The 18072-nt window shown below is 65.9% G+C and carries 18 protein-coding genes (1 of these 18 running past the window's edge); 6 read left to right on the top strand and 12 right to left on the bottom strand.

Annotation, left to right across the window (positions count from 1 at the left end; genetic code table 11):
* Both ACTJI5_RS08925 and ACTJI5_RS08930 read left to right on the top strand, forming a co-directional pair.
* A protein-coding gene (locus tag ACTJI5_RS08925; protein WP_037517312.1) for a hypothetical protein crosses the window boundary here: on the top strand, nt 1-49 show its final stretch. Its footprint begins 260 nt before the window's first position; 49 of the gene's 309 nt are visible here — the last part of the coding sequence; its start codon lies beyond the left edge, outside the window; its stop codon occupies nt 47-49.
* Nucleotides 39-431 (top strand): acyl-CoA thioesterase, encoded by a 393-nt coding sequence (locus ACTJI5_RS08930; protein ID WP_058538849.1) that lies wholly within the window; start codon nt 39-41, stop codon nt 429-431. The genes ACTJI5_RS08925 and ACTJI5_RS08930 overlap by 11 nt, the downstream gene beginning before the upstream one ends.
* 8 nt (nt 432-439) lie before the next feature.
* Here the strand turns inward: ACTJI5_RS08930 and ACTJI5_RS08935 are convergent, their stop codons facing one another.
* From ACTJI5_RS08935 to hisS, 6 genes are all read right to left on the bottom strand, one after another.
* Complete coding sequence (locus tag ACTJI5_RS08935) at nt 440-2026, bottom strand: DUF4139 domain-containing protein (RefSeq protein WP_440860040.1); 1587 nt, start codon at nt 2024-2026, stop codon at nt 440-442.
* 10 nt (nt 2027-2036) lie between these two features.
* Nucleotides 2037-3422, bottom strand: coding sequence for a DUF4139 domain-containing protein (locus ACTJI5_RS08940; RefSeq protein ID WP_440860041.1), 1386 nt, complete (start codon nt 3420-3422; stop codon nt 2037-2039).
* 77 nt (nt 3423-3499) lie between these two features.
* Nucleotides 3500-4402 carry a DUF4167 domain-containing protein gene (locus tag ACTJI5_RS08945; RefSeq protein ID WP_440860094.1) on the bottom strand — a complete coding sequence of 301 codons (903 nt, stop codon included), beginning with the start codon at nt 4400-4402 and terminating at the stop codon, nt 3500-3502.
* Between the two features lie 276 nt (nt 4403-4678).
* Nucleotides 4679-5494: a peptide chain release factor N(5)-glutamine methyltransferase gene (prmC, locus tag ACTJI5_RS08950; RefSeq protein WP_440860042.1), complete on the bottom strand. Its 816-nt coding sequence runs from the start codon at nt 5492-5494 to the stop codon at nt 4679-4681.
* A 111-nt stretch (nt 5495-5605) separates the two neighbouring features.
* Entirely contained in the window at nt 5606-6673 is a 1068-nt protein-coding gene (gene prfA, locus ACTJI5_RS08955) for a peptide chain release factor 1 (protein ID WP_440860043.1), read from the bottom strand.
* The gene (hisS, locus tag ACTJI5_RS08960) at nt 6673-7920 is read right to left on the bottom strand and encodes a histidine--tRNA ligase (RefSeq protein ID WP_440860044.1); all 1248 of its coding nucleotides are present in this window, start codon (nt 7918-7920) and stop codon (nt 6673-6675) included. Before hisS ends, prfA begins: the two co-directional genes overlap by 1 nt.
* A gap of 95 nt (nt 7921-8015) precedes the next feature.
* Between hisS and ACTJI5_RS08965 the strand changes: the two genes are divergently transcribed.
* Nucleotides 8016-9950: a M61 family metallopeptidase gene (locus tag ACTJI5_RS08965; protein ID WP_440860045.1), complete on the top strand. Its 1935-nt coding sequence runs from the start codon at nt 8016-8018 to the stop codon at nt 9948-9950.
* 214 nt (nt 9951-10164) lie between these two features.
* Nucleotides 10165-10701, top strand: a complete 537-nt coding sequence (gene ppa, locus ACTJI5_RS08970; protein ID WP_058538842.1) for an inorganic diphosphatase — start codon at nt 10165-10167, stop codon at nt 10699-10701.
* On the opposite strand, the gene ACTJI5_RS08975 is transcribed toward ppa, so the two are convergent.
* The 4 genes from ACTJI5_RS08975 to ACTJI5_RS08990 form a co-directional block, all read right to left on the bottom strand.
* Complete coding sequence (locus ACTJI5_RS08975; RefSeq protein WP_440860046.1) at nt 10698-11630, bottom strand: mechanosensitive ion channel family protein; 933 nt, start codon at nt 11628-11630, stop codon at nt 10698-10700. The two genes, ppa and ACTJI5_RS08975, sit on opposite strands and share 4 nt — an antisense overlap.
* Before the next feature lie 4 nt (nt 11631-11634).
* Entirely contained in the window at nt 11635-12840 is a 1206-nt protein-coding gene (gene metC, locus ACTJI5_RS08980; RefSeq protein WP_440860047.1) for a cystathionine beta-lyase, read from the bottom strand.
* Between the two features lie 70 nt (nt 12841-12910).
* Nucleotides 12911-13753 (bottom strand): 3-mercaptopyruvate sulfurtransferase, encoded by an 843-nt coding sequence (gene sseA, locus ACTJI5_RS08985; RefSeq protein WP_056372641.1) that lies wholly within the window; start codon nt 13751-13753, stop codon nt 12911-12913.
* 184 nt (nt 13754-13937) lie between these two features.
* Complete coding sequence (locus ACTJI5_RS08990; RefSeq protein WP_440860048.1) at nt 13938-15278, bottom strand: hypothetical protein; 1341 nt, start codon at nt 15276-15278, stop codon at nt 13938-13940.
* 119 nt (nt 15279-15397) lie between these two features.
* Here ACTJI5_RS08990 and queF point away from each other — a divergent pair, with 119 nt between their 5' ends.
* Nucleotides 15398-15868 carry a preQ(1) synthase gene (gene queF, locus ACTJI5_RS08995; protein ID WP_058538838.1) on the top strand — a complete coding sequence of 157 codons (471 nt, stop codon included), beginning with the start codon at nt 15398-15400 and terminating at the stop codon, nt 15866-15868.
* Between the two features lie 45 nt (nt 15869-15913).
* Nucleotides 15914-16324 carry an acyl-CoA thioesterase gene (locus tag ACTJI5_RS09000; protein ID WP_440860049.1) on the top strand — a complete coding sequence of 137 codons (411 nt, stop codon included), beginning with the start codon at nt 15914-15916 and terminating at the stop codon, nt 16322-16324.
* A 58-nt stretch (nt 16325-16382) separates the two neighbouring features.
* On the opposite strand, the gene ACTJI5_RS09005 is transcribed toward ACTJI5_RS09000, so the two are convergent.
* Entirely contained in the window at nt 16383-16619 is a 237-nt protein-coding gene (locus ACTJI5_RS09005; RefSeq protein WP_310250910.1) for a hypothetical protein, read from the bottom strand.
* Nucleotides 16620-16694: 75 nt separating this feature from the next.
* Nucleotides 16695-17981 (bottom strand): cytochrome P450, encoded by a 1287-nt coding sequence (locus ACTJI5_RS09010; protein WP_440860050.1) that lies wholly within the window; start codon nt 17979-17981, stop codon nt 16695-16697.
* Between the last annotated feature and the right edge of the window lie 91 nt (nt 17982-18072).

Genomic DNA, 18072 nt, shown 5'->3' on the forward strand with positions numbered 1-18072 from the left:
GATCGAAGACCCTTTTGAAAACGACCCGGATATGAACAATGACCGATAACGATAAGCCCGACTGCCCGCGCGACCCGATCCTGCGCGTCGTCCCCCGCCCCGCCGACATCAACGCCAACGGCCATATCTTCGGCGGCTGGGTATTGAGCCAGATGGACATCGCCGGCGGCATTGTCGCCGGACGCGAAGCGCAGGGCGCGGTCGCGACCGTCGCGATCGAGACGATGGAATTCATCGCGCCTATCCTGCTGCGCGACATCATCTCGGTCTATGCGCACCTCGAGCGGCGCGGCCGCACCTCGATGGGCATACGAATCGAAGTGATCGCGACGCGCGACGGCGGCCGGACCGAGGAGCGCGTGACCGAGGGGCTCTTCACCTTCGTCGCGCTCGACGAGAATCACCGGCCGCGGGCGCTGCCACCGGTCTGAACGGCGAATCAGTCGCCCTTCAACTTTTGCCGGAAAGTCTGAACGAGGCTGTCGTTCGCGGGGACGCGCACGCGCCAGACCCAGTTGCTTCCCCGCCGTTCCCACCCTTCGGGCGTCGGGTCGAGCGCGAAGGGGATCAGCATCTCGACCTCCGCATCGAAGGGCCGGGCGTTGGTTATCTTGACCTGCCAGAGCTTGTAATCCGGATCGGCGTCATTCTTCACAACGGTCAGATACTGCACCGCCGGACTTAGGCCGAGGTCATAATCGACGCGTTCGTCCTTTGCCTTGTCGCCGATCTTTGCCTCACCGACGAGCAGGCGTCGCCCGCCGATCGTCTCAAAAACCGTCACCGCACCGGCGGGCAGCGCGAGACCCAACCCGTCGGACTCGCGGTTCTGGACTCGCAATTGCATGGAGAGAGGCTGAAGCCGGTTCGCCATGAAATCATAAAGCGTCGCCGCATAAAGCTGCTCGACCGCAACCTTGTCCTTCGCGAGCAGTGCGACCTGCTTCTGCCCCTTTGCCGACACATCGACGCGAAAGGGGATGCGATAGAATTTGAGGTCGCCCAGATCCTCGGCCGGCGGCGGGGGTGGTGGAGGCGGCGCCGGGGCGGCCACCATCATCGGCGGTGGAGGCATCCCGCGCCGATCGCGGCGCTGCGCCGTCACGACCACCTCCGACGCCGCATCTTCATCATAGCTCTGCTCGAACTCGATAATCGGCGGCAGCTCCCACAAGGGATGCGTGCTCGTGATGTCCATCGGCCAGCATTTGAGCACCAGCGGTCCCGGGGTGCTGCGCGGCAGCGGCGGGCTGTACATCTTGTTGAGGCGGCCCGCGATCACGTTGAGCTGCGCGCCCGGAAAACTCGTCACCCCGCCGTTCGCGACGGTGATCCAGCCGGTCAGCCCCAGCGTCTTTCCGTCGGTGCCGCGATCGGCGACATAATTGGCGGCCCAGTCGAACCCTTCGGCGAGATAGAGGAGCTGCACCTTCACCGTCCGCGCCGCCTTGCTCTCGACGAGCACCGACAGCGTCGGCTTGGCCGAAAGATCCCTGGGCACGCGCGGATAGAGCATCCGTTCGGGAAGGCCCGAACAGGCGAGCGCCTCGACCCCGGCGGCCGTCTGGACGATCACCCCACCGTTCGGCCCCGACTGGATCACCGCGTCCTGTTCGACCACCTTTCCGGTGGCGAGGCTGGTGCGCCGCAAGGTGACGCTACGCTTGAGATAGGCATCGACGAGCCCCGCGGGCGACAGCAGCCGCGCATCGCGATTCTTTTCAACGACGCCATCGGGCAAGCCGCTGAGCACCGCGGTTTCGGGCAGCAACCCCTCGGCCACGCCTTCGAATCGCAGCACCGACATCCCTGCGGGCAGCGTGACGGTGCGCGTTTCGGTGATGAAGGCAAAGCCCTGCGGCCAGTTCGGGTCGATCGGCCCGCCGCCGCGCGACGGCGCGCGATAGACGGTGACCGCGGCATCGTCGATTTTGGTCGACACGGTGACCGGCGCCGAAGCCTGTGCAAACAGAGGCGCCGGCGCCAGCAGCGCCGCGACCCACGTCAACAGGGGCCAGGCCCGCATCGCGTGGATCTCAGTAACGCGAATCGAATGTGACGGTCAGGTCGACCTTGCCGTTCGCAGGCACGGGCACCTGCCATTCGACGCGGTCGGCCGAAATGCGCTCGCCCTTCAGGCTTTCGTCGCTGATGCGGACGTCGCCATAGAGCCCGTCCTGTGCAAGCAGCACCGTCACCGGCGAAGGCCGCGCGTTGCTGACGATGTACTTCATCTTGGTCACCCAGCGCGAATCGCCCTTGCGCGTGCGCGACACGACGGTGGGCTGGACCTTCACGTCGAAGGCATCGCCGGTGCGCAGCGACATGGCCGAGCCCATCGGGGTATGACCGATCTGGTTTTCGCCGATGAACTGCGGGTCGCCGCGCGCGTCGCGCATATAGACGCGAATCGTGCCCGCAGGCAGCTGGTCGCCGAGCCCGCCCTGCCGCGAGGTCGAGAAGCGCAGCACGCTCGCGGTGCTGACCGGCTCGTTGTTGCTGCCGAGCCAGCGATTGACATATTCATAGGTCGAGCGCGCGGGCGCGCCCTTCACGTCGAGGAAACTCACCTGCTTCTGCTGCGCGTTGGCGATCGTCGTCCGCTGCGCGAGCGGATAGAGATAATAGTCGCCGAGCCGTTCGCGGTCGTTCGATTCGGTCCCCGCCGAATCCATCGCGCCCGACATCTGACGGAAACCGCCACCGCCGCCCGGACTGCCCGCGACAAGCAAGGTGCGTGCATTGCTGAAGGTTGTGCCCGTGCTGTTGGTCAGCGTCACCCAGCCCTGAATATCCATCGCGCCCTTCGCGGCGTCGAACAGCGCGACATAGTCGGCGGTCCAGCCGAGATTCGGCGTGAGATAGGACAGCCGCGCCGGGACGGTACCCGCATTGGCGGCATCGACCGTCACCGACAGCGTCGGGCGCGCTCGCAAATTGGGCGGCAACCGGTCGAATACCGCACGCACCGGTAAGCCGTCGTCGCGCAGCACCTCGATCCGCTCGCCAATCTGGAGCACGATGCCGCCGTTCGCCGCGAGCACCTTTGCGCGCTCGGTACGCTCGACACCGGTCGCGGGGTTGGTGCGGACGAGCGTGATCGACTGGCCGACCGCCTTGTCCATCAACTTGTCGGGGGTGAGAAGGTCGAAATCGAAATTCTGTTCGACGATCCCGATGCCGGGACCCGACAGCGTCACCGTTTCGGGGCGGATGCGCGCCGACACGTCGGGGAATTCGATGCGGTTGCGCCCAGCGGTGACGCTGAGCTGGCGATCGTCCTGCACGAGCGACTGGCCATTATTATAGATGGTGACCGCGACATCGCCCTGCGCGTTGCCGGTCGCACCGTCCTGCGCAAAAACGGGGGTCGACGTCCCGCCGACGAGCAGCGGCAAACAGGCCAAGGCCAACACGCGCATAAAAAAACCTCCCCGCAGGATATCCCGCGGGGAGGCTATGTCATGCGAATCGGAAAAACCAGCGTGAAATCGCTGGCTTATTCGGCCGCTTCGACGTCGGTGTTGCGCGTCGCCAGCGTGCGGCGCGTCCGGCGCGGCTTGGCGGCGGGCGCTTCATCGGCGGCATCGCTTTCGGCGCTGCGTTCGGGACGGCCGATCGCGGGCGGCAGAACGGCGGTGTCGATTCCCGCATCGCCATTGTCGGCGCTGTCTTCCTGACGCGGGCGGCGGGCCGGGCGGCGCGCGGGACGCGGAGCGGGTTCCTGCTCGGCGGCTTCTTCGCGCACGGCGGGAGCTTCGCTGCGATCGTTGCGGTCGCCCTGCGCTTCGTCCTCGTCGCGGTTGCGGACGGGGCGGGCGCGGGCCGGCTGGCGGTTGCCGCGATTGTCATCGTCGCGGTTGCCGCGCGGTTCGCGATTGCCACGATTGTCGTCGTCACGGTCGCCGCGCGGTTCGCGGTTGCCGCGATTGTCGCGCTGGCCGCGGTCACCCCGATCATTGCGGTCGCCCCGATCGTTCCGCTCGCCGCGGTCGTCGCCATTGTCGCCGTCGTCGCGGCCGGTGTCGGCTTCGAAATCGCTGTCGGTATCGTCGTGGCCGTCGAAATCCTCGACGCCGCGAATCTCGCGGCTGCGGTCGTGGCTGCGTTCCTGTCCGTTCGCCGCGGCCTTTTCTTCCTGCCGGGCGCGGAAATCGCTCACGACGCGGAAATAATGGTCGGCGAACTGCAGATAATATTCGGTCTGGACCCGGTCGCCAGCAAGCTGCGCGTCGCGCGCGAGGTTGCGGTACTTCTCGATCATCTGGGCGCCGTTGCCGCGTGCGCGGCTGTCGATGCGGTTGGCCTGGTCGACACCGCCGCGCCCACCCGACTGCGGCCGATTATTGTTGTTGCTGTTGTTGTTACGGCCGCGACGGCGACCGTTCTGTCGGTTGTTCATGTTCAACTGAGACATCCTGTCGATAAGCTAATAAGCTACGCCAACCCCTTTTGGCCGACCGCGCCACCCGCGCGTCGTGCCCGCGCTCCTTGCGCGGTTCTTGCCCTTTACCGCTTGCACCGGACCCCACGGTCCCGCACCAGCATCGTAAGTGGGAAGCAGACCAGCCGGACCAGTATCGATGCTGTTCGCATCGCCAAAGGGACCCCGATCAGGTCTGTGAGCCCGCCCCTACCGCGCTTTTTAGCGGAAACCAAGCAAATTCTTGTAGGGTCGTCAGGCGCGGGTCAGCAAAAGCGCCCTGTCGCGGCCGCCGAGATCCTGTCTGCAGGCGACCTTGAATCCCGCGGTTTCGGCGAGCTCGCGAACCAAGATATGTTGCGTGTGCCCGATTTCAAGGGCCGCGAGGCCGCCGGGCGCCAAAAGGCGCGGTAAATCGGGAATGATCCGCCGATAGTCGTCGAGGCCGTCGGCGCCCGCGAAAAGCGCACCCGCGGGCTCGTGACCGGCGACGTCGGGCATCAAGGCTTCGGAATCGGCAATATAGGGCGGGTTGCAGAGGATCAGGTCGAACTGGCCGTCGAGTCCGAGCGCCCAGTCGCCGACACGAAACCGCACGCGCTCATCCATCTCGAGGTCAACCGCATTGTCCTCGGCGTAGGTAACGGCCTTCTCCGATTCATCGATTCCCAGACCGTGCGCCTCGGGCCATTGGGCCAGCGCGGCGAGGAGCAAAGTGCCGGGCCCGGTCCCCAGATCGAGTATGCGCTTCGGCCCTCCGGTCCCGAAATGATCGATTGCGGCTTCGATCAGTGTTTCGCTGTCGGGGCGTGGAATCAGCATGCCCGGACCGACTTGCAGCCGGATCGTCCAAAAATCGCGATAACCGACGATATAGGCGACCGGCTCGTGCATCAGGCGGCGGCCGACCAGCGTGGCAAATTCGGCCGGCACATCGAATCGCGAAGGATCGAGCAACACCGCCTGCCGCTCGACGCCCAGCGCATGCGCCATCAAGAGTTCGGCATCGAGGCGCGGGGTGTCGGACACCGGCGCCAGCCGTTGCGCCGCGTCGCGAAGAGTTTGATTCACATCGCCCACGCCTAATTCCGTTCGTGTCGAGCGAAGTCGAGACACCCATCGGCGTGGAGCAAGGTCGAGGGGCATCTCGACTTCGCTCGATGCGAACGGGTTTTTGACGTCTTAGTCACCCAATCCCGCCAGCCGCTGCGCCTGATCCTCGGCGATCAGCGCGTCGATCAGCTCGTCCATCGCGCCTTCGATGATTTCGGGCAGGCGGTGGAGCGTCAGGTTGATGCGGTGGTCGGTCACGCGCCCTTGCGGGAAATTATAGGTGCGGATGCGTTCGGAGCGGTCGCCCGACCCGACCATCGACTTGCGCGCCGACGCCTCGGCGCTGTGGATCTTCTCGCGCTCGAGGTCATAGAGCCGCGCGCGCAGCACCTGCATCGCCTTCGCACGGTTCTTGTGCTGGCTGCGCTGGTCCTGCTGGATCACGACAAGCCCCGACGGGATATGCGTGATGCGGATCGCCGAATCGGTCGTATTGACGTGCTGCCCGCCCGCGCCCGATGCACGATAGATATCGATCTTAAGGTCGCTGTCGTTGATCGCGACATCGACTTCCTCGGCCTCGGGCAGCACCGCGACCGTCGCGGCGCTGGTATGGATGCGCCCCTGGCTTTCGGTCGCGGGAACGCGCTGGACGCGGTGGACGCCGCTCTCGAACTTCAATTTGGCGAACACGCCCTGCCCCGTCACCGACGCGACGACTTCCTTGTACCCGCCCATTTCGGCTTCGTTCGCCGAAATGACTTCGACCTTCCAGCCCTGCCCGTCGGCATAGCGGCTGTACATGCGCAGCAGATCGCCCGCGAACAACGCCGCCTCGTCGCCGCCGGTCCCCGCGCGGATTTCGAGCATCGCCGCGCGCTCGTCGGCGACGTCCTTGGGGAGCAACCTGATCGCAAGATCATGCTCGGCAGCGGGCAAAGCTTCCTCGACCGCCGCAAGCTCCTCAGCCGCCATCGCCTTCATTTCGGGATCGGCGAGCATCTCGTTCAGCGAGACGATTTCGCCGCGCAGCCGCACAACCTCGCGCGCCGCGGTCGCGACGGGTTCGAGCTCGGCAAACTCCTTCGACGCCGCCACGAAATCGGCGGGCGCCATGTCCCCCGTCGCCATGCGCGCCTGCAGCGCGGCGTGACGCTCGATGATGGCGTCGATCTGTCTTTCGGAAACATTGGCCATCAGAGCGCGCGGACGACCGCCTCGGCTGCTTTCGCGCGGTCGCTATCGCCGCGGACGTTGATATGAAGCGCACCATCGCGCGTGCCGACCGAGATCAGGGCATGCGCCGGAATCTTCGCCGCCTTGTCGAACCGCTTGCGCGGCGAGCCGCTCGCGACGATTTCGGTCGCGAAGCCGCCGTTACGAAGCGCTGCGAGCGCTTTCATCGCGACCGCGAGTTGACCATCGTCCTCAACCGCAATCACCGCATCGAGCCGGTTGTCGATGACATCGTCGGCCAGCAGCATCGCCAGCCGCTCGATCCCGGCTGCCCAACCGACCGCCGGCGTCGGGGGGCCGCCGAGATTTTCGATCAACCCATCATAACGCCCGCCCCCGAGCACGGTGCCCTGCGCGCCCAGCCGATCGGTGACGAATTCGAACGCCGTATGGCGATAATAGTCGAGCCCGCGCACGAGCCGCGCGTTGCGTTCCCATGCCACCCCAGCGGCGTCGAGCCCCGCGGTAACGGCGCCGAAGAAGTCCTGCGCTTCGCTCGTCAGGTAGGCGTCGATGTCGGGCGCGCCGTCGGCGATCGGGCGGTCCTTCGGATCCTTGCTATCGAGGATGCGCAGCGGGTTCTTGTCGAGCCGCGCGAGGCTGTCTTCCGACAGCTCACCGCGATGCGCTTCGAAATGCTCGACGAGGGCAGCGCGCCACGCATCGCGGCTTTCCGCATCGCCCAACGTGTTGAGCGTCAGCGTCACGCCTTCGGATATGCCCAACTCCTTGAGCAGTTGATCGGCGAAAACGAGCAGCTCGGCATCGGCCAGCGGGCTGTCGCTGCCAAGCACTTCGGCATCGAGCTGATGAAACTGGCGATAACGCCCCTTTTGCGGGCGCTCGTAACGGAACAGCGGGCCGTGCGTTGCGACCTTCAGCGGCGCGAACTGCTGCCAGCCGTTGGTGACATAGGCGCGCGCGATCCCCGCTGTGAATTCGGGGCGCAAGGTGATCGATTCGCCGCCGCGGTCCTCGAACGAATACATTTCCTTCGACACGACGTCGGTGGTCTCGCCGAGCGAGCGCGCAAACACCGCGGTCGGCTCGATCACCGGCACTTCGACGCGCTTGTAACCATAGAGGCGGCGCACGCGTTCGAACGTCTCGACGACGTGCGCGAAACGGTCAGCGAAATCGCCGAGCATGTCCTGGGTGCCGCGCACAGCTTGCGGGGTCGGAATTTTCGCGCTTTTGTCCTTGCTCATGGCCGGCGCATCTAATGGTTTTTCGTCGAAAGGCAAAGTGCGCTCGCAGAGCCGCCGCTGGACCTCGCCCATGTTTCGCGGCAGAGGTGCTGCCCATGAAAAAAGCACTGTTCGTCGCAGCGGCGGCCATCGCCGCACCCATCGCCTTTTCGCCCGCCATCGCCCAGGACGGCAACAGCCGCCCGCAGCCGGTCGTCCAGCCGCTGACGATCCCGCTGCCCGCCGACAAGCCTTATCCCGGCCTAATGCAGCTCAAGGTCGACGCGACCGACTTTGCGCGCGGCATCTTCCATGTGCGACAGACGATCCCGGTCGCGAAGACGGGCAAACTCACCCTGCTCTATCCCGAATGGCTGCCCGGCAAGCACGCCCCGCGCGGCGCGATCGCCGAAATGGCGGGGTTCAAGGCCAGCGCGGGCGGCAAGCCGTTGGCCTGGACGCGCCAGCCGACCGACGTCTACGCCTTCGACATCGACGTGCCCGCGGGCACGAAGAGCATCGACGTCACCTTCGATTTCCTTTCGCCGGCGCGCACAAGCGAAGGCCGCGTCGTCGTGACCCCGGCGATGATGAACCTGCAATGGGAACAGGTCAGCCTCTATCCCGCGGGCTATTTCACCCGCGCGATCCCGGTGCAGCTCGAAGTCACGCTGCCCGATGGCTGGACCGGCGCGTCGGCGCTCGACGGGCTCAAGGTTTCGGGCAACCGCTACAGCTTCGCGCCGACCAATTACGAGGTGCTGATCGACAGCCCGATGTTCGCGGGGAAATTTTTCCGCAAATGGGACCTCGGCAACAAGGTGACGCTCAACGTCGTCGCCGACGAAGCCAAATATCTCGAAGCGAGCCCTGATCATATCGCGCGCCACGCCGCGCTCGTGTCCGAAGCCGTCGCGCTGTTCGGCGTCCGCCATTTCGACCGCTATGAATTCCTGCTCGCGCTCACCGAAGAACTCGGCGGCATCGGGCTCGAACATCATCGCAGCAGCGAGAACAGCCGCGCGACCGACTATTTCACCAAATGGAACGACAATGACAGCGAACGCGGGCTGCTGCCGCACGAGCTGACGCACAGCTGGAACGGCAAATACCGCCGCCCCGACAAGATGTGGACCCCCGATTATCGCACTCCAATGCAGGACAATCTGCTCTGGGTTTACGAAGGCCAGACGAGTTTCTGGGACCTTGTCCTCGCCGGTCGGTCGGGGATGCAGTCGAAGGAGATGGTCCTCGCCGAATGGGCGACCAACGCCGGTTATTACAGCGTCCAGCCGGGGCGCGAGTGGCGTTCGGTCGAGGATACGACGCTCGACCCGATCATCGCGGCGCGCAAGCCCAAGCCCTTCGCGAGCTGGTCGCGCAGCGAGGATTATTACAACGAAGGCTCGCTGATGTGGCTCGAGGCGGACATGCTGATCCGCCAAGCGACGAACAACGCGAAAAGCCTCGACGATTTCGCGCGCGCCTTTTTCGGCGGGCGCGAGGGCGATTTCGGGCAGGATACCTATGATTTCGACGATGTCGTCGCCGCACTGAACGCCGTCCATCCTTATGACTGGGCGCGCTTCCTGCGCGAACGCATGCAGGCGAGCGGGCAGCCCGCCCCCACCGGGGGGGTCGAGCGCGCGGGATACCGCCTCGTCTGGCGCGACGCGCCCAACGTCTATGACCGCGACCGCATGGCGCAGGCGAAGAACACCGACCTCACCCATTCGCTGGGGATGACGATCGACAAGGACGGCGTCGCGACCGGCATCCTGTGGGACGGCCCGGCGTTCAAAGCCGACATCGTGGGCGGCACGAAGATCGTCGCGGTCGACGGACTGAGCTACAGCCGCGAGCGGATCGAGGCCGCGATTCGCGCCGCGACCGACGCCAAGACCCCGGTGCGCCTGCTCGTCGAGCGCGGCGGGCGCTATCGCAATATCGAGATCGACTATCATGGCGGGCTGCGCTGGCCCCATCTCGAAAAAACCGCGGCTGGTCCCGACTGGTTCGACCGGCTGCTGGCGGCGAAGCGCCAACTCTAAAATCCTCCCTGCCGCGCAGCGGTGGGGAGGAGGACCATGCGCAGCATGGATGGAGGGGCCGCGACGTTGCGCCACGGCCCCTCCGTCAGCGCTTCGCGCTGCCACCTTCCCATGCCTGCGGCACAGGGAGGAACTTGCACCCTCCCCCCTCGACTTTTGGCTCTTTCCGGCGCTAAAGGCGCGCGCGATTCAAAAAAGCACAAAAGGATCTCCCATGCGCATCGACCTGATTCCCGCCGGCGACAGCCCGCCCGACAGCCTCAACGTCCTGATCGAAGTTCCGATCGGCGGCGAGCCGGTGAAATATGAATTCGACAAGGCGAGCGGCGCGCTGTTCGTCGACCGCTTCCTGCACACCCCGATGCGCTATCCCGCCAATTACGGCTTCGTCCCGCATACGCTGGGCGAGGACGGCGACCCGCTCGACGCCCTCGTCGTCGCGCGCTCGCCGATCGTCGCGGGCGCGGTGGTCAAGTGCCGCCCGATCGGCGTGCTGATGATGGAAGACGATGCCGGCGGCGACGAGAAACTGCTGTGCGTCCCGGTCAACAAGACCTTCCCCTATTATGCCGATGTCGCGAGCTACACCGACATGCCGCCGATCGTGCTGCAGCAGATCGAGCATTTCTTCACCCACTATAAAGATCTCGAACCCGGCAAATGGGCGAAGCTCAACGGCTGGGGCGATGAGAATGAGGCGAAGCGCATCATCGTCGAATGCATCGAGCGCGCGAAGAAGACCGGCTTCTAACTCTTGCTTGTGGGCGCCGGGCTATCATCCGGCGCCCCGATAATCCGCACATCCTGTCGCGGATAGGGAATGGCGATCCCGGCTTCCTTGAAGCGGTCCCATATGCCGAGGAACACCTCGCCCTGGATATTGCCGAGCCCCGCCTCCGGATCCGAAATCCAGTAGCGCAGCTCGTGCTCGACCGCGCGTTCCCCGAATGCCGTGATCCACACCGCCGGTTCGGGCTCGTTCAAGATGCGCGGATTCGCCGTCGCGGTTTCCATGATCAGCCGCTGCGCGAGCCGCAAATCGCAGCCGTAACCGACCGGAACACGCATCCGCACGCGCACCTCGGGGCTCGCATAGCTCCAGTTCTCGACCGCCTGCGTCATCAACAGTTCGTTCGGGATCAGATGCTTCTTGCCGTCGCGGGTGATGACGTTGACCGCGCGCACGCCGATCTTCGCAACGCGGCCGACATTTGGCACCCCACCGGGCAGCGCCGATCCGCCCATCGAGCTGCCGTCGCCGACGACGATGATGTCGCCCGGTTTGATCGACCGGTCCATCAGCAGGATGATCCCGGCGATCAGATTGCCGACGGTCTTTTGCAGCCCGAAACCGATCGCGAGGCCCGCCGCGCCCGAGAAGACCGCGAGCGCGGTGAGGTCGATGCCGAGCAGGTCGATGCCGAAGAGCAGCGCAAAGACGAACAGCGCGATCGCGATCAGCTTTTCGGCGAGCAGCCGCTGCGTCGCATCGATCTGGGTGTTGCGGCGGAGCAGCCATTTGATCGACCGCAGGATGATGCGGACCGCCAGATAAAGCAGCACCGCGACGACGATCGTCGAGAACAGCCCATAGAGCGACAGCCTGTACGAGCCGACATCGATGCCGATCGCCTTCAGCGCCTCGATCGTGCGGAGAAGTCCCCCGGATAGCCCGTCCATCGGCTTATCCCGCCATCGCGGCAAAGCCGCGTTCGAGGTCGGCGATCAGGTCGGCCGGATCCTCGAGCCCGATCGACAGGCGGACGAGCGGATCGGGATCGGTCCATATGGTCGCGGTGCGGATCGACGGCGGATCGCTCGGGACGACAAGGCTTTCATAGCCGCCCCAGCTGAAACCGATGCCGAAATGGGAAAGCGAATCGATGAAGCGCGTCCGCGCGGCTTCGTCGGCGCCCTTCAGCGTGAAGCCGAACAGCCCGCTCGTGCCGGCGAAATCGCGCGACCAGATCGCATGGCCGCGATCACCGGGCCGCGCGGGGTGCAGCACACGGCCGACCTCGCTCCGCGCCGCGAGCCAGTTCGCGACCGCCAGCCCGTTCGCGCCGTGGCGCTGCATCCGCACGTCGAGCGTGCGCAGCCCGCGCAGCATCAGCGCGCAATCGTCGGGCGAAACCGCCTGGCCAAGCTGGTACGCCGCGCTGCGCAGCTTCGGCCAGATCCCCCTGGCCGCAGTGAGAGAGCCCATCATCGCGTCGCTGTGCCCGCCGACATATTTGGTGAGGCTCATCATCGTAACATCGACGCCGTGCGCCAGCGCCGGGAACAGCAAGGGCGTCGCCCAGGTGTTGTCGAGCATCGTCAGCACGCCGCGCGCGCGCGCGACGCGGGTGATCGCGGGAATATCCTGCACCTCAAAGGTCAGGCTGCCCGGCGACTCGAGGAAGATCAGCTTCGTCTCAGGCCGAATCAGCTCGGCGATCCCCGCGCCGACGAGCGGGTCATAGTAGGTCGTCTCGATGCCGAGGCGCGCGAGCATGCCGTTGCAGAAGGCGCGTGTCGGTTCGTACGCGCTGTCGACCATCAGCAGGTGATCACCCGGCGACAGCAGCGCGAGCAGCCCCGCCGAATTGGCCGCAACCCCCGACGGATAGAGCAAGGTGCCCTCGGCCCCCGGCTCCATCTGCGTCAACGCATCGGCAAGCGCCCACACCGTCGGCGTCCCGCGCCGGCCGTAATAGAGCTTGTCGTGCGTCGCATGACCGCGCGCCTTCAGGTCGGCGATATTGTCGTAGAGGATCGTCGAGGCACGCCATACCGGCGGGTTGACGACGCCGCCGCCCAGCCGCGGGTCGCCGGTCCATTCGGGACGCCGTCCGCCCTGCACGAGTTTCGTCGCAGGGCGGAGGCTGTCATCGTCGCTGTTGCTCATCCCCGCCTTGTTAGCGGAGCACCGGTCAAAATCTACCCTTCGCCAAGAGGATATTCGGGCCGGATTTGGGTCAGGCGGCGCCGGTCGCCTTGGGTGTCGCGGGATCGGCGCCCCATTCGACCCAGCTGCCGTCATAGACCGCGACGTCATCCTTGCCGAGGAGGTGCGCGCCGAATGCGACGACGGTCGCGGTCATGCCGCTGCCGCAGGTGGTGATGAGCGGTTTGTCGAGATCGACCCCGGCGGCGTCGAACGCGGCCTTCAGATCGTCGCCGCGCTTCCATGTGCCGTCGGCGTTGAACAGCTGGCCGTGCGGCAGGCTGCGCGAGTTCGGGATATGGCCGGGAGCAAGACCCGGGCGCGGATCGCGTTCTTCGCCGGTGAAGCGCGCCGCCGGGCGCGCATCGACCACCTGTTCGGCGGCGCTGCCAACGTTTGCGAGCATCTGCTCCTTCGTGCGCACCGCCTTGGCATCGCGCCACACGGTGAAGTGACGATGCCGCAGCGTCTGCTTGCCCATTTCGAGCCCGCGGCCTTCGGCCTTCCACTTGGCGAGGCCGCCGTCGAGCAGCGCGACGTCATGCGCGCCGAACAGCTTCAACAGCCACCAGCCGCGCGCCGCGCTCTTCAGTGGGCTGTCGTCGTAAAGCACGATGCGGCTCCCATCGCCGAGGCCGAGCGACTGCATGCGGCTGGCGAATTTCTCGGCCTGCGGCGCCATATTGTCGATATCGCTCGACGGATCGGTCAGTTCGGCCAGGTCCATGAATACCGCGCCGGGGATGTGGCCCGCTTCATATTCGGCGCGCGCGTCGCGTCCCTCGTCGGCAAGGAATTTCGTCGCATCGACGACCCGCAGGTCCGATGCCCCCAGTTCGCGTTCCAGCCAGTCGGTTGAGACCAAGGCGTCCATGTCATGCTCCTGTTGCGACCGGTCGGGAACATGTTTGCCTGTCCCTCGCCCGGCCATCCTGCTGTGGCTCTGTTTTCCTGGGGACAACAAGCCTATGCCCCCACCCTCGCTTTTTCAAGCGCAGTCGATCCTGCCCCAGCCGATGCTGCACCGCAACAAAAAACCAGTGCCGTTTTGAGCCAAACTATTGAGCGCGCTTGACGGCGGTCGAACGCGCCGCGGGCCGATCGACCGTATAAGAAGCGCGGTCGAGCGGCAGCGGCGCGAGCTTTTCGCTCCCGCTCGCACCTTGCTCGCGGCCGAGCACAAAGCTGCCCGCATTCTGGCCGAAGGCGTCGCCCTCGCCGTCCCAATGATAGGTCACGTCGAACGCGATGACGGGGACGAGCATCGGCTTGCCGCCGATCATCAACGGCTCGATCGCGGCGCGTGGCAGCATCACCTCGGTCGACAATTCCTCGCCCGCGCCGGGCGCGAGCATCATATCGTCGCGCAGCACGCTGCCGCCCGCGCCGTCGAAGAAGCGCGCCAGCACCGGTTCGGTCATCGCCGATCCCTGGTTGAGCGCGATGCGGACCATCAGGCCGGTCGCCGCGGTCGGCCCCTGATTCATGAGGTGAAGTGCAAAGCCGACCGCCACGTGGTCGGCGGCGAAGCGGATGCTGCGGATGTCGAGCGCCATGCCGATGATCGCGCGCTTTTCGGCCGCCGGACGCGTGACAAGCGGCGAAGGCTGAGGCCGCTCGGGCGGCGCAAGCGGCGCGCGCGCAGGCTGGGGTGCGGCCGGGCGCGGCGCCACCGGCTGCGTTGGCTTCGGCGCGGCGGGCTTTGGCGAAGCCGGCGACGCGGCGCGCTGAACCGGCGGTTTCGTCGCCCGGCGCGGCGCCTCTGGCGATTCGTCGATGGCGGGACCGGCGGGCGCGGCGCGGCGGCGCCAGTACCAGAAACCGGCACCCACGGCCGCCAGCGCGGCAAGCACCCACGCCCAGATCGGCGTGCCCGACGGCGCGTCCGCGGGAGCCGCCGCGACCGGCGTTTCGTCGGCGGTAATGGGTGCGGCGTCGGCCGCCGTGGCAGCGGGCGGCGCGGCGGTCTCAAGCGGCGGCAATGCCGGATTGTCGGTCGCAGCGGGCGCCGCCGGGTTTGCGGTTTCCGGTGCGGCCGTACGCGGAGCCGCGACCGCGGGCGCGCCCCGCCGTGTCGGTGCCGGCGCGGGTGCCGGGGTGGCGGTCGCGGGCCGGGTCGGGGCTATGCGCGGCGGCGCCACCGGCTGCGGCGGCGTCGGCGCGGGGGTGGGCGTCGGCTGGCCGCGGCGCTCGCCCGGCGCCACCGGCGGCAAGCCATTGTCCGAGGGACCCTGCACACCCGGCGTACGGCCGTCATCGGCGGGCGGCGGCAGGCGGAAGTCGATCGGGCGGGACGAAGTTCCGGTGTCCTGCGCGCGCGCGGACATCGCCGCGCTCAGCATCGCCGCCACCAGCGCGAGCGTCGCCACCTGTCCTCGCCCGAAGTTACGCACCGTCATCTTGTCCGCGATCCCACACTACCCATATCTCGCACACGCCGCTGAATTGGCGCTGAACCCTGCCGCTTCCGTCCAACCAGATCGGTGACATCGGCGCCGCTGCGCACTAGAGCCTTTCCATGACCGATTCCAGCCCTACCCCGCTCGCGCCGAAACATCTCGGCCAGTCCAGCGAACTTCCTGCCTCGCCCGAGGCCGCGGTTCTCGACTATGTCCCCAATCCGCGCGCCGGCGAGCTCTATCTCGTCCGCTTCGCCGCACCCGAGTTCACCTCGCTCTGCCCGGTGACCGGCCAGCCCGATTTCGCGCACCTCGTGATCGATTATGCGCCCGGCGAAACGATCGTCGAATCGAAGAGCCTGAAGCTCTTCCTCGGCTCGTTCCGCAATCATGCCGGATTTCACGAGGATTGCACCGTCGGCATCGGCCGCCGCCTGTTCGACGAAATGCAGCCCCGCTGGCTGCGCATCGGCGGTTACTGGTATCCGCGCGGCGGCATTCCGATCGACGTCTTCTGGCAATCGAGCGCGCCGCCCGCCGACCTGTGGCTCCCCGATCAGGGCGTCGCGCCCTATCGCGGGCGCGGATGATAATTCATCTTTCCGTCACAAAATATTGACATTAGTGTCAGCGATATGACCACCGCTTCCCTTCCGCACGACCATGCGATCGCCGTTGGTGCCGACCAGATCGATTTCATGGGGCATGTTAACAACGCCCATTATCTGAGCTGGGTGCAGGAAGCGGTGCTGTCGCACTGGCGCCATATCGCGCCGCCCGACGCGGTCGCGGCGCATTTGTGGGTCGCGCTGAAGCACGAGATCACCTACCGCCGTCCGGCGTTCCTCGACGATCAGGTCATCGCGACCGTGATCCTCGAAAAGGTGCAGGGCGCGCGCGCCTTTTACGAAACGATCATCAAGCGCGGCGAGGATGTGCTGGCCGAGGTTAAATCCTCATGGTGCTGCATCGACGCCGAAACGCTGCGTCCCGCGCGGCTTGCGAGCGACGTCATCGCACGCTTTTTCCCGAGCGAGAAAGTCTAGGTTTCGGGCGTGAAAAAGCCCCCTCCTTGCGGGGAGAGGGCCATTTCCTGCCGCGAATTTACGGGCTTACCGGCTCGTCGTCATCGTTGCCATCGACCACCAGCCAGATACCACCGGCGATGATCGCAAGCCCGAGCACGATCGCAATCCAGCTCGCACCTTCGAGTTCGTTCTGACCCTCGGCAACGGACCCCGCACGGGCAGCGTCCAGCGCGGGCGCAGCCGACGCGGCCACCGGCGCAAGGACCATCGACGTCGCCGCGAACGAGATCGCGGCCTTCTTTAAGAGATTCATCGCAAACTCCTTTTTTTACCGGGCTGGAAACGCCGGCCGACGGGCAATGGTTCCACGGCGCCGCGTCAGATGGAGCTAGGCGGCCGCGAACCGGATCGGCAGACGCTTCAATCCGCCGACGAAAACCGATTCGACGCGCGCCGGCTCGCCCGCCAGTTCGAGGTTTTTCAGCCGCGGCAAAAGCTCTTCCATCAATATACGCATCTCCATGCGCGCGAGATGCTGGCCCAGGCAGACATGCGCGCCGAACCCAAAGGCGATCTGCTGGTTCTTCTCGCGGTCGGGATCGAAAGCGAAGGGGTCGCCGAACACCGTCTCGTCGCGGTTGCCCGAAACATAATTGAGCATCAGCCAGTCGCCCTCGCGAATCGTCTGCCCGCCGATCTCGACATCTTCCCTGGCGCTGCGCATGAAATGCTGGACCGGCGTGGTCCAGCGGATCGCTTCCTCGATCAGCCCCGCCTTGTCGCTGTCGGCGGCGCGGAAGCGTTCGAACAGCGCGGGGTTCTTCGCAAGTTCCATCATCGCGCCCGCGGTCGACGCGCTCGTCGTGTCGTGCCCCGCGGTCGCGACGATCATATAATAGCCCGACATTTCGCGGTCGGGGATCTGCTCGCCATTGATCGTCGCATTGGCGATCATCGTCGCGATATCCTCGCGCGGATTGGCGCGGCGCTCGGCGGTGAGCGCGCCGAAATAATTTTCGAAATCGGCGATGACGTAATTGAGCATCGCGATCGCCTGTTCGGCGCTGGTGATCGCTTCCCCGCTCCGATTGAGTTCGGGGTCGGTCGGGCCGAACAATTGCTGCGTCAGCATCAGCATGCGCGGCTCGTCCTCGCGCGGGACGCCCAAAATATCCATGATGACGCGCAGCGGATAATGCGCCGCGACATCGCGCGCGAAATCGCATTCTCCGCCCGCTTCAAGCATATGATCGACGGTTTCGCGCGCCAGTTGGCGGATGCGGTCTTCGACGATCTTCAAATTCTTGGGCATGAACCAGCTCTGCGTCAGCAGCCGGTATTTCATATGGTCGGGGGCATCCATCTGGACGAGCGAGCGAATCAGGTGCCCGTCATTGTTCGGGGTCGCCGCGCGCGCCAGCGCCTCGCCGTCGCGGTTGGTCAGCACCGTCGGGCGGATGCCGTTTGCGAAACGCTGCGGATCGCGACTGATCGCCATGATGTCGGCGTGGCGCGTCACCAGCCAGAAAGGGTCGTGATCGCGATTCTCGGCGACGCCGAGCGGCATGTTCGCGCGCGCCCAGGCGAGCTGCTCGTGCAGCGGATCCCAATGGCCATATGCGACGGGGTCGACGACGGCGGCGGCTACCTCTCCAGGCAATATAGGTTTTGTCATGCAACCAAAGCTGCCTGATCATGCGCCGTCTGTCGAGCCTCGACGACGGCCTGCCGAAAGGGGGCGTTGCGGGGGCTCGCGCATGCGCCTA

This window comes from Sphingopyxis sp. 22461, from assembly GCF_052044915.1.
Taxonomy (GTDB): Bacteria; Pseudomonadota; Alphaproteobacteria; order Sphingomonadales; family Sphingomonadaceae; genus Sphingopyxis.

What these genes read in the sequence shown, in the direction of transcription:
- hisS (WP_440860044.1), bottom strand. Translation starts at nt 7,920, where the DNA reads ATGAGCAAGGACAAAAGCGCGAAAATTCCGACCCCGCAAGCTGTGCGC.
- ACTJI5_RS09000 (WP_440860049.1), top strand. Translation starts at nt 15,914, where the DNA reads ATGACCACCGCTTCCCTTCCGCACGACCATGCGATCGCCGTTGGTGCC.
- ppa (WP_058538842.1), top strand. Translation starts at nt 10,165, where the DNA reads ATGCGCATCGACCTGATTCCCGCCGGCGACAGCCCGCCCGACAGCCTC.
- ACTJI5_RS08990 (WP_440860048.1), bottom strand. Translation starts at nt 15,278, where the DNA reads ATGACGGTGCGTAACTTCGGGCGAGGACAGGTGGCGACGCTCGCGCTG.
- prfA (WP_440860043.1), bottom strand. Translation starts at nt 6,673, where the DNA reads ATGGCCAATGTTTCCGAAAGACAGATCGACGCCATCATCGAGCGTCAC.
- ACTJI5_RS08935 (WP_440860040.1), bottom strand. Translation starts at nt 2,026, where the DNA reads ATGCGGGCCTGGCCCCTGTTGACGTGGGTCGCGGCGCTGCTGGCGCCG.
- ACTJI5_RS08965 (WP_440860045.1), top strand. Translation starts at nt 8,016, where the DNA reads ATGAAAAAAGCACTGTTCGTCGCAGCGGCGGCCATCGCCGCACCCATC.
- queF (WP_058538838.1), top strand. Translation starts at nt 15,398, where the DNA reads ATGACCGATTCCAGCCCTACCCCGCTCGCGCCGAAACATCTCGGCCAG.
- ACTJI5_RS08945 (WP_440860094.1), bottom strand. Translation starts at nt 4,402, where the DNA reads ATGAACAACCGACAGAACGGTCGCCGTCGCGGCCGTAACAACAACAGC.
- ACTJI5_RS08975 (WP_440860046.1), bottom strand. Translation starts at nt 11,630, where the DNA reads ATGGACGGGCTATCCGGGGGACTTCTCCGCACGATCGAGGCGCTGAAG.
- ACTJI5_RS09010 (WP_440860050.1), bottom strand. Translation starts at nt 17,981, where the DNA reads ATGACAAAACCTATATTGCCTGGAGAGGTAGCCGCCGCCGTCGTCGAC.
- ACTJI5_RS09005 (WP_310250910.1), bottom strand. Translation starts at nt 16,619, where the DNA reads ATGAATCTCTTAAAGAAGGCCGCGATCTCGTTCGCGGCGACGTCGATG.
- sseA (WP_056372641.1), bottom strand. Translation starts at nt 13,753, where the DNA reads ATGGACGCCTTGGTCTCAACCGACTGGCTGGAACGCGAACTGGGGGCA.
- ACTJI5_RS08930 (WP_058538849.1), top strand. Translation starts at nt 39, where the DNA reads ATGACCGATAACGATAAGCCCGACTGCCCGCGCGACCCGATCCTGCGC.
- metC (WP_440860047.1), bottom strand. Translation starts at nt 12,840, where the DNA reads ATGAGCAACAGCGACGATGACAGCCTCCGCCCTGCGACGAAACTCGTG.
- ACTJI5_RS08940 (WP_440860041.1), bottom strand. Translation starts at nt 3,422, where the DNA reads ATGCGCGTGTTGGCCTTGGCCTGTTTGCCGCTGCTCGTCGGCGGGACG.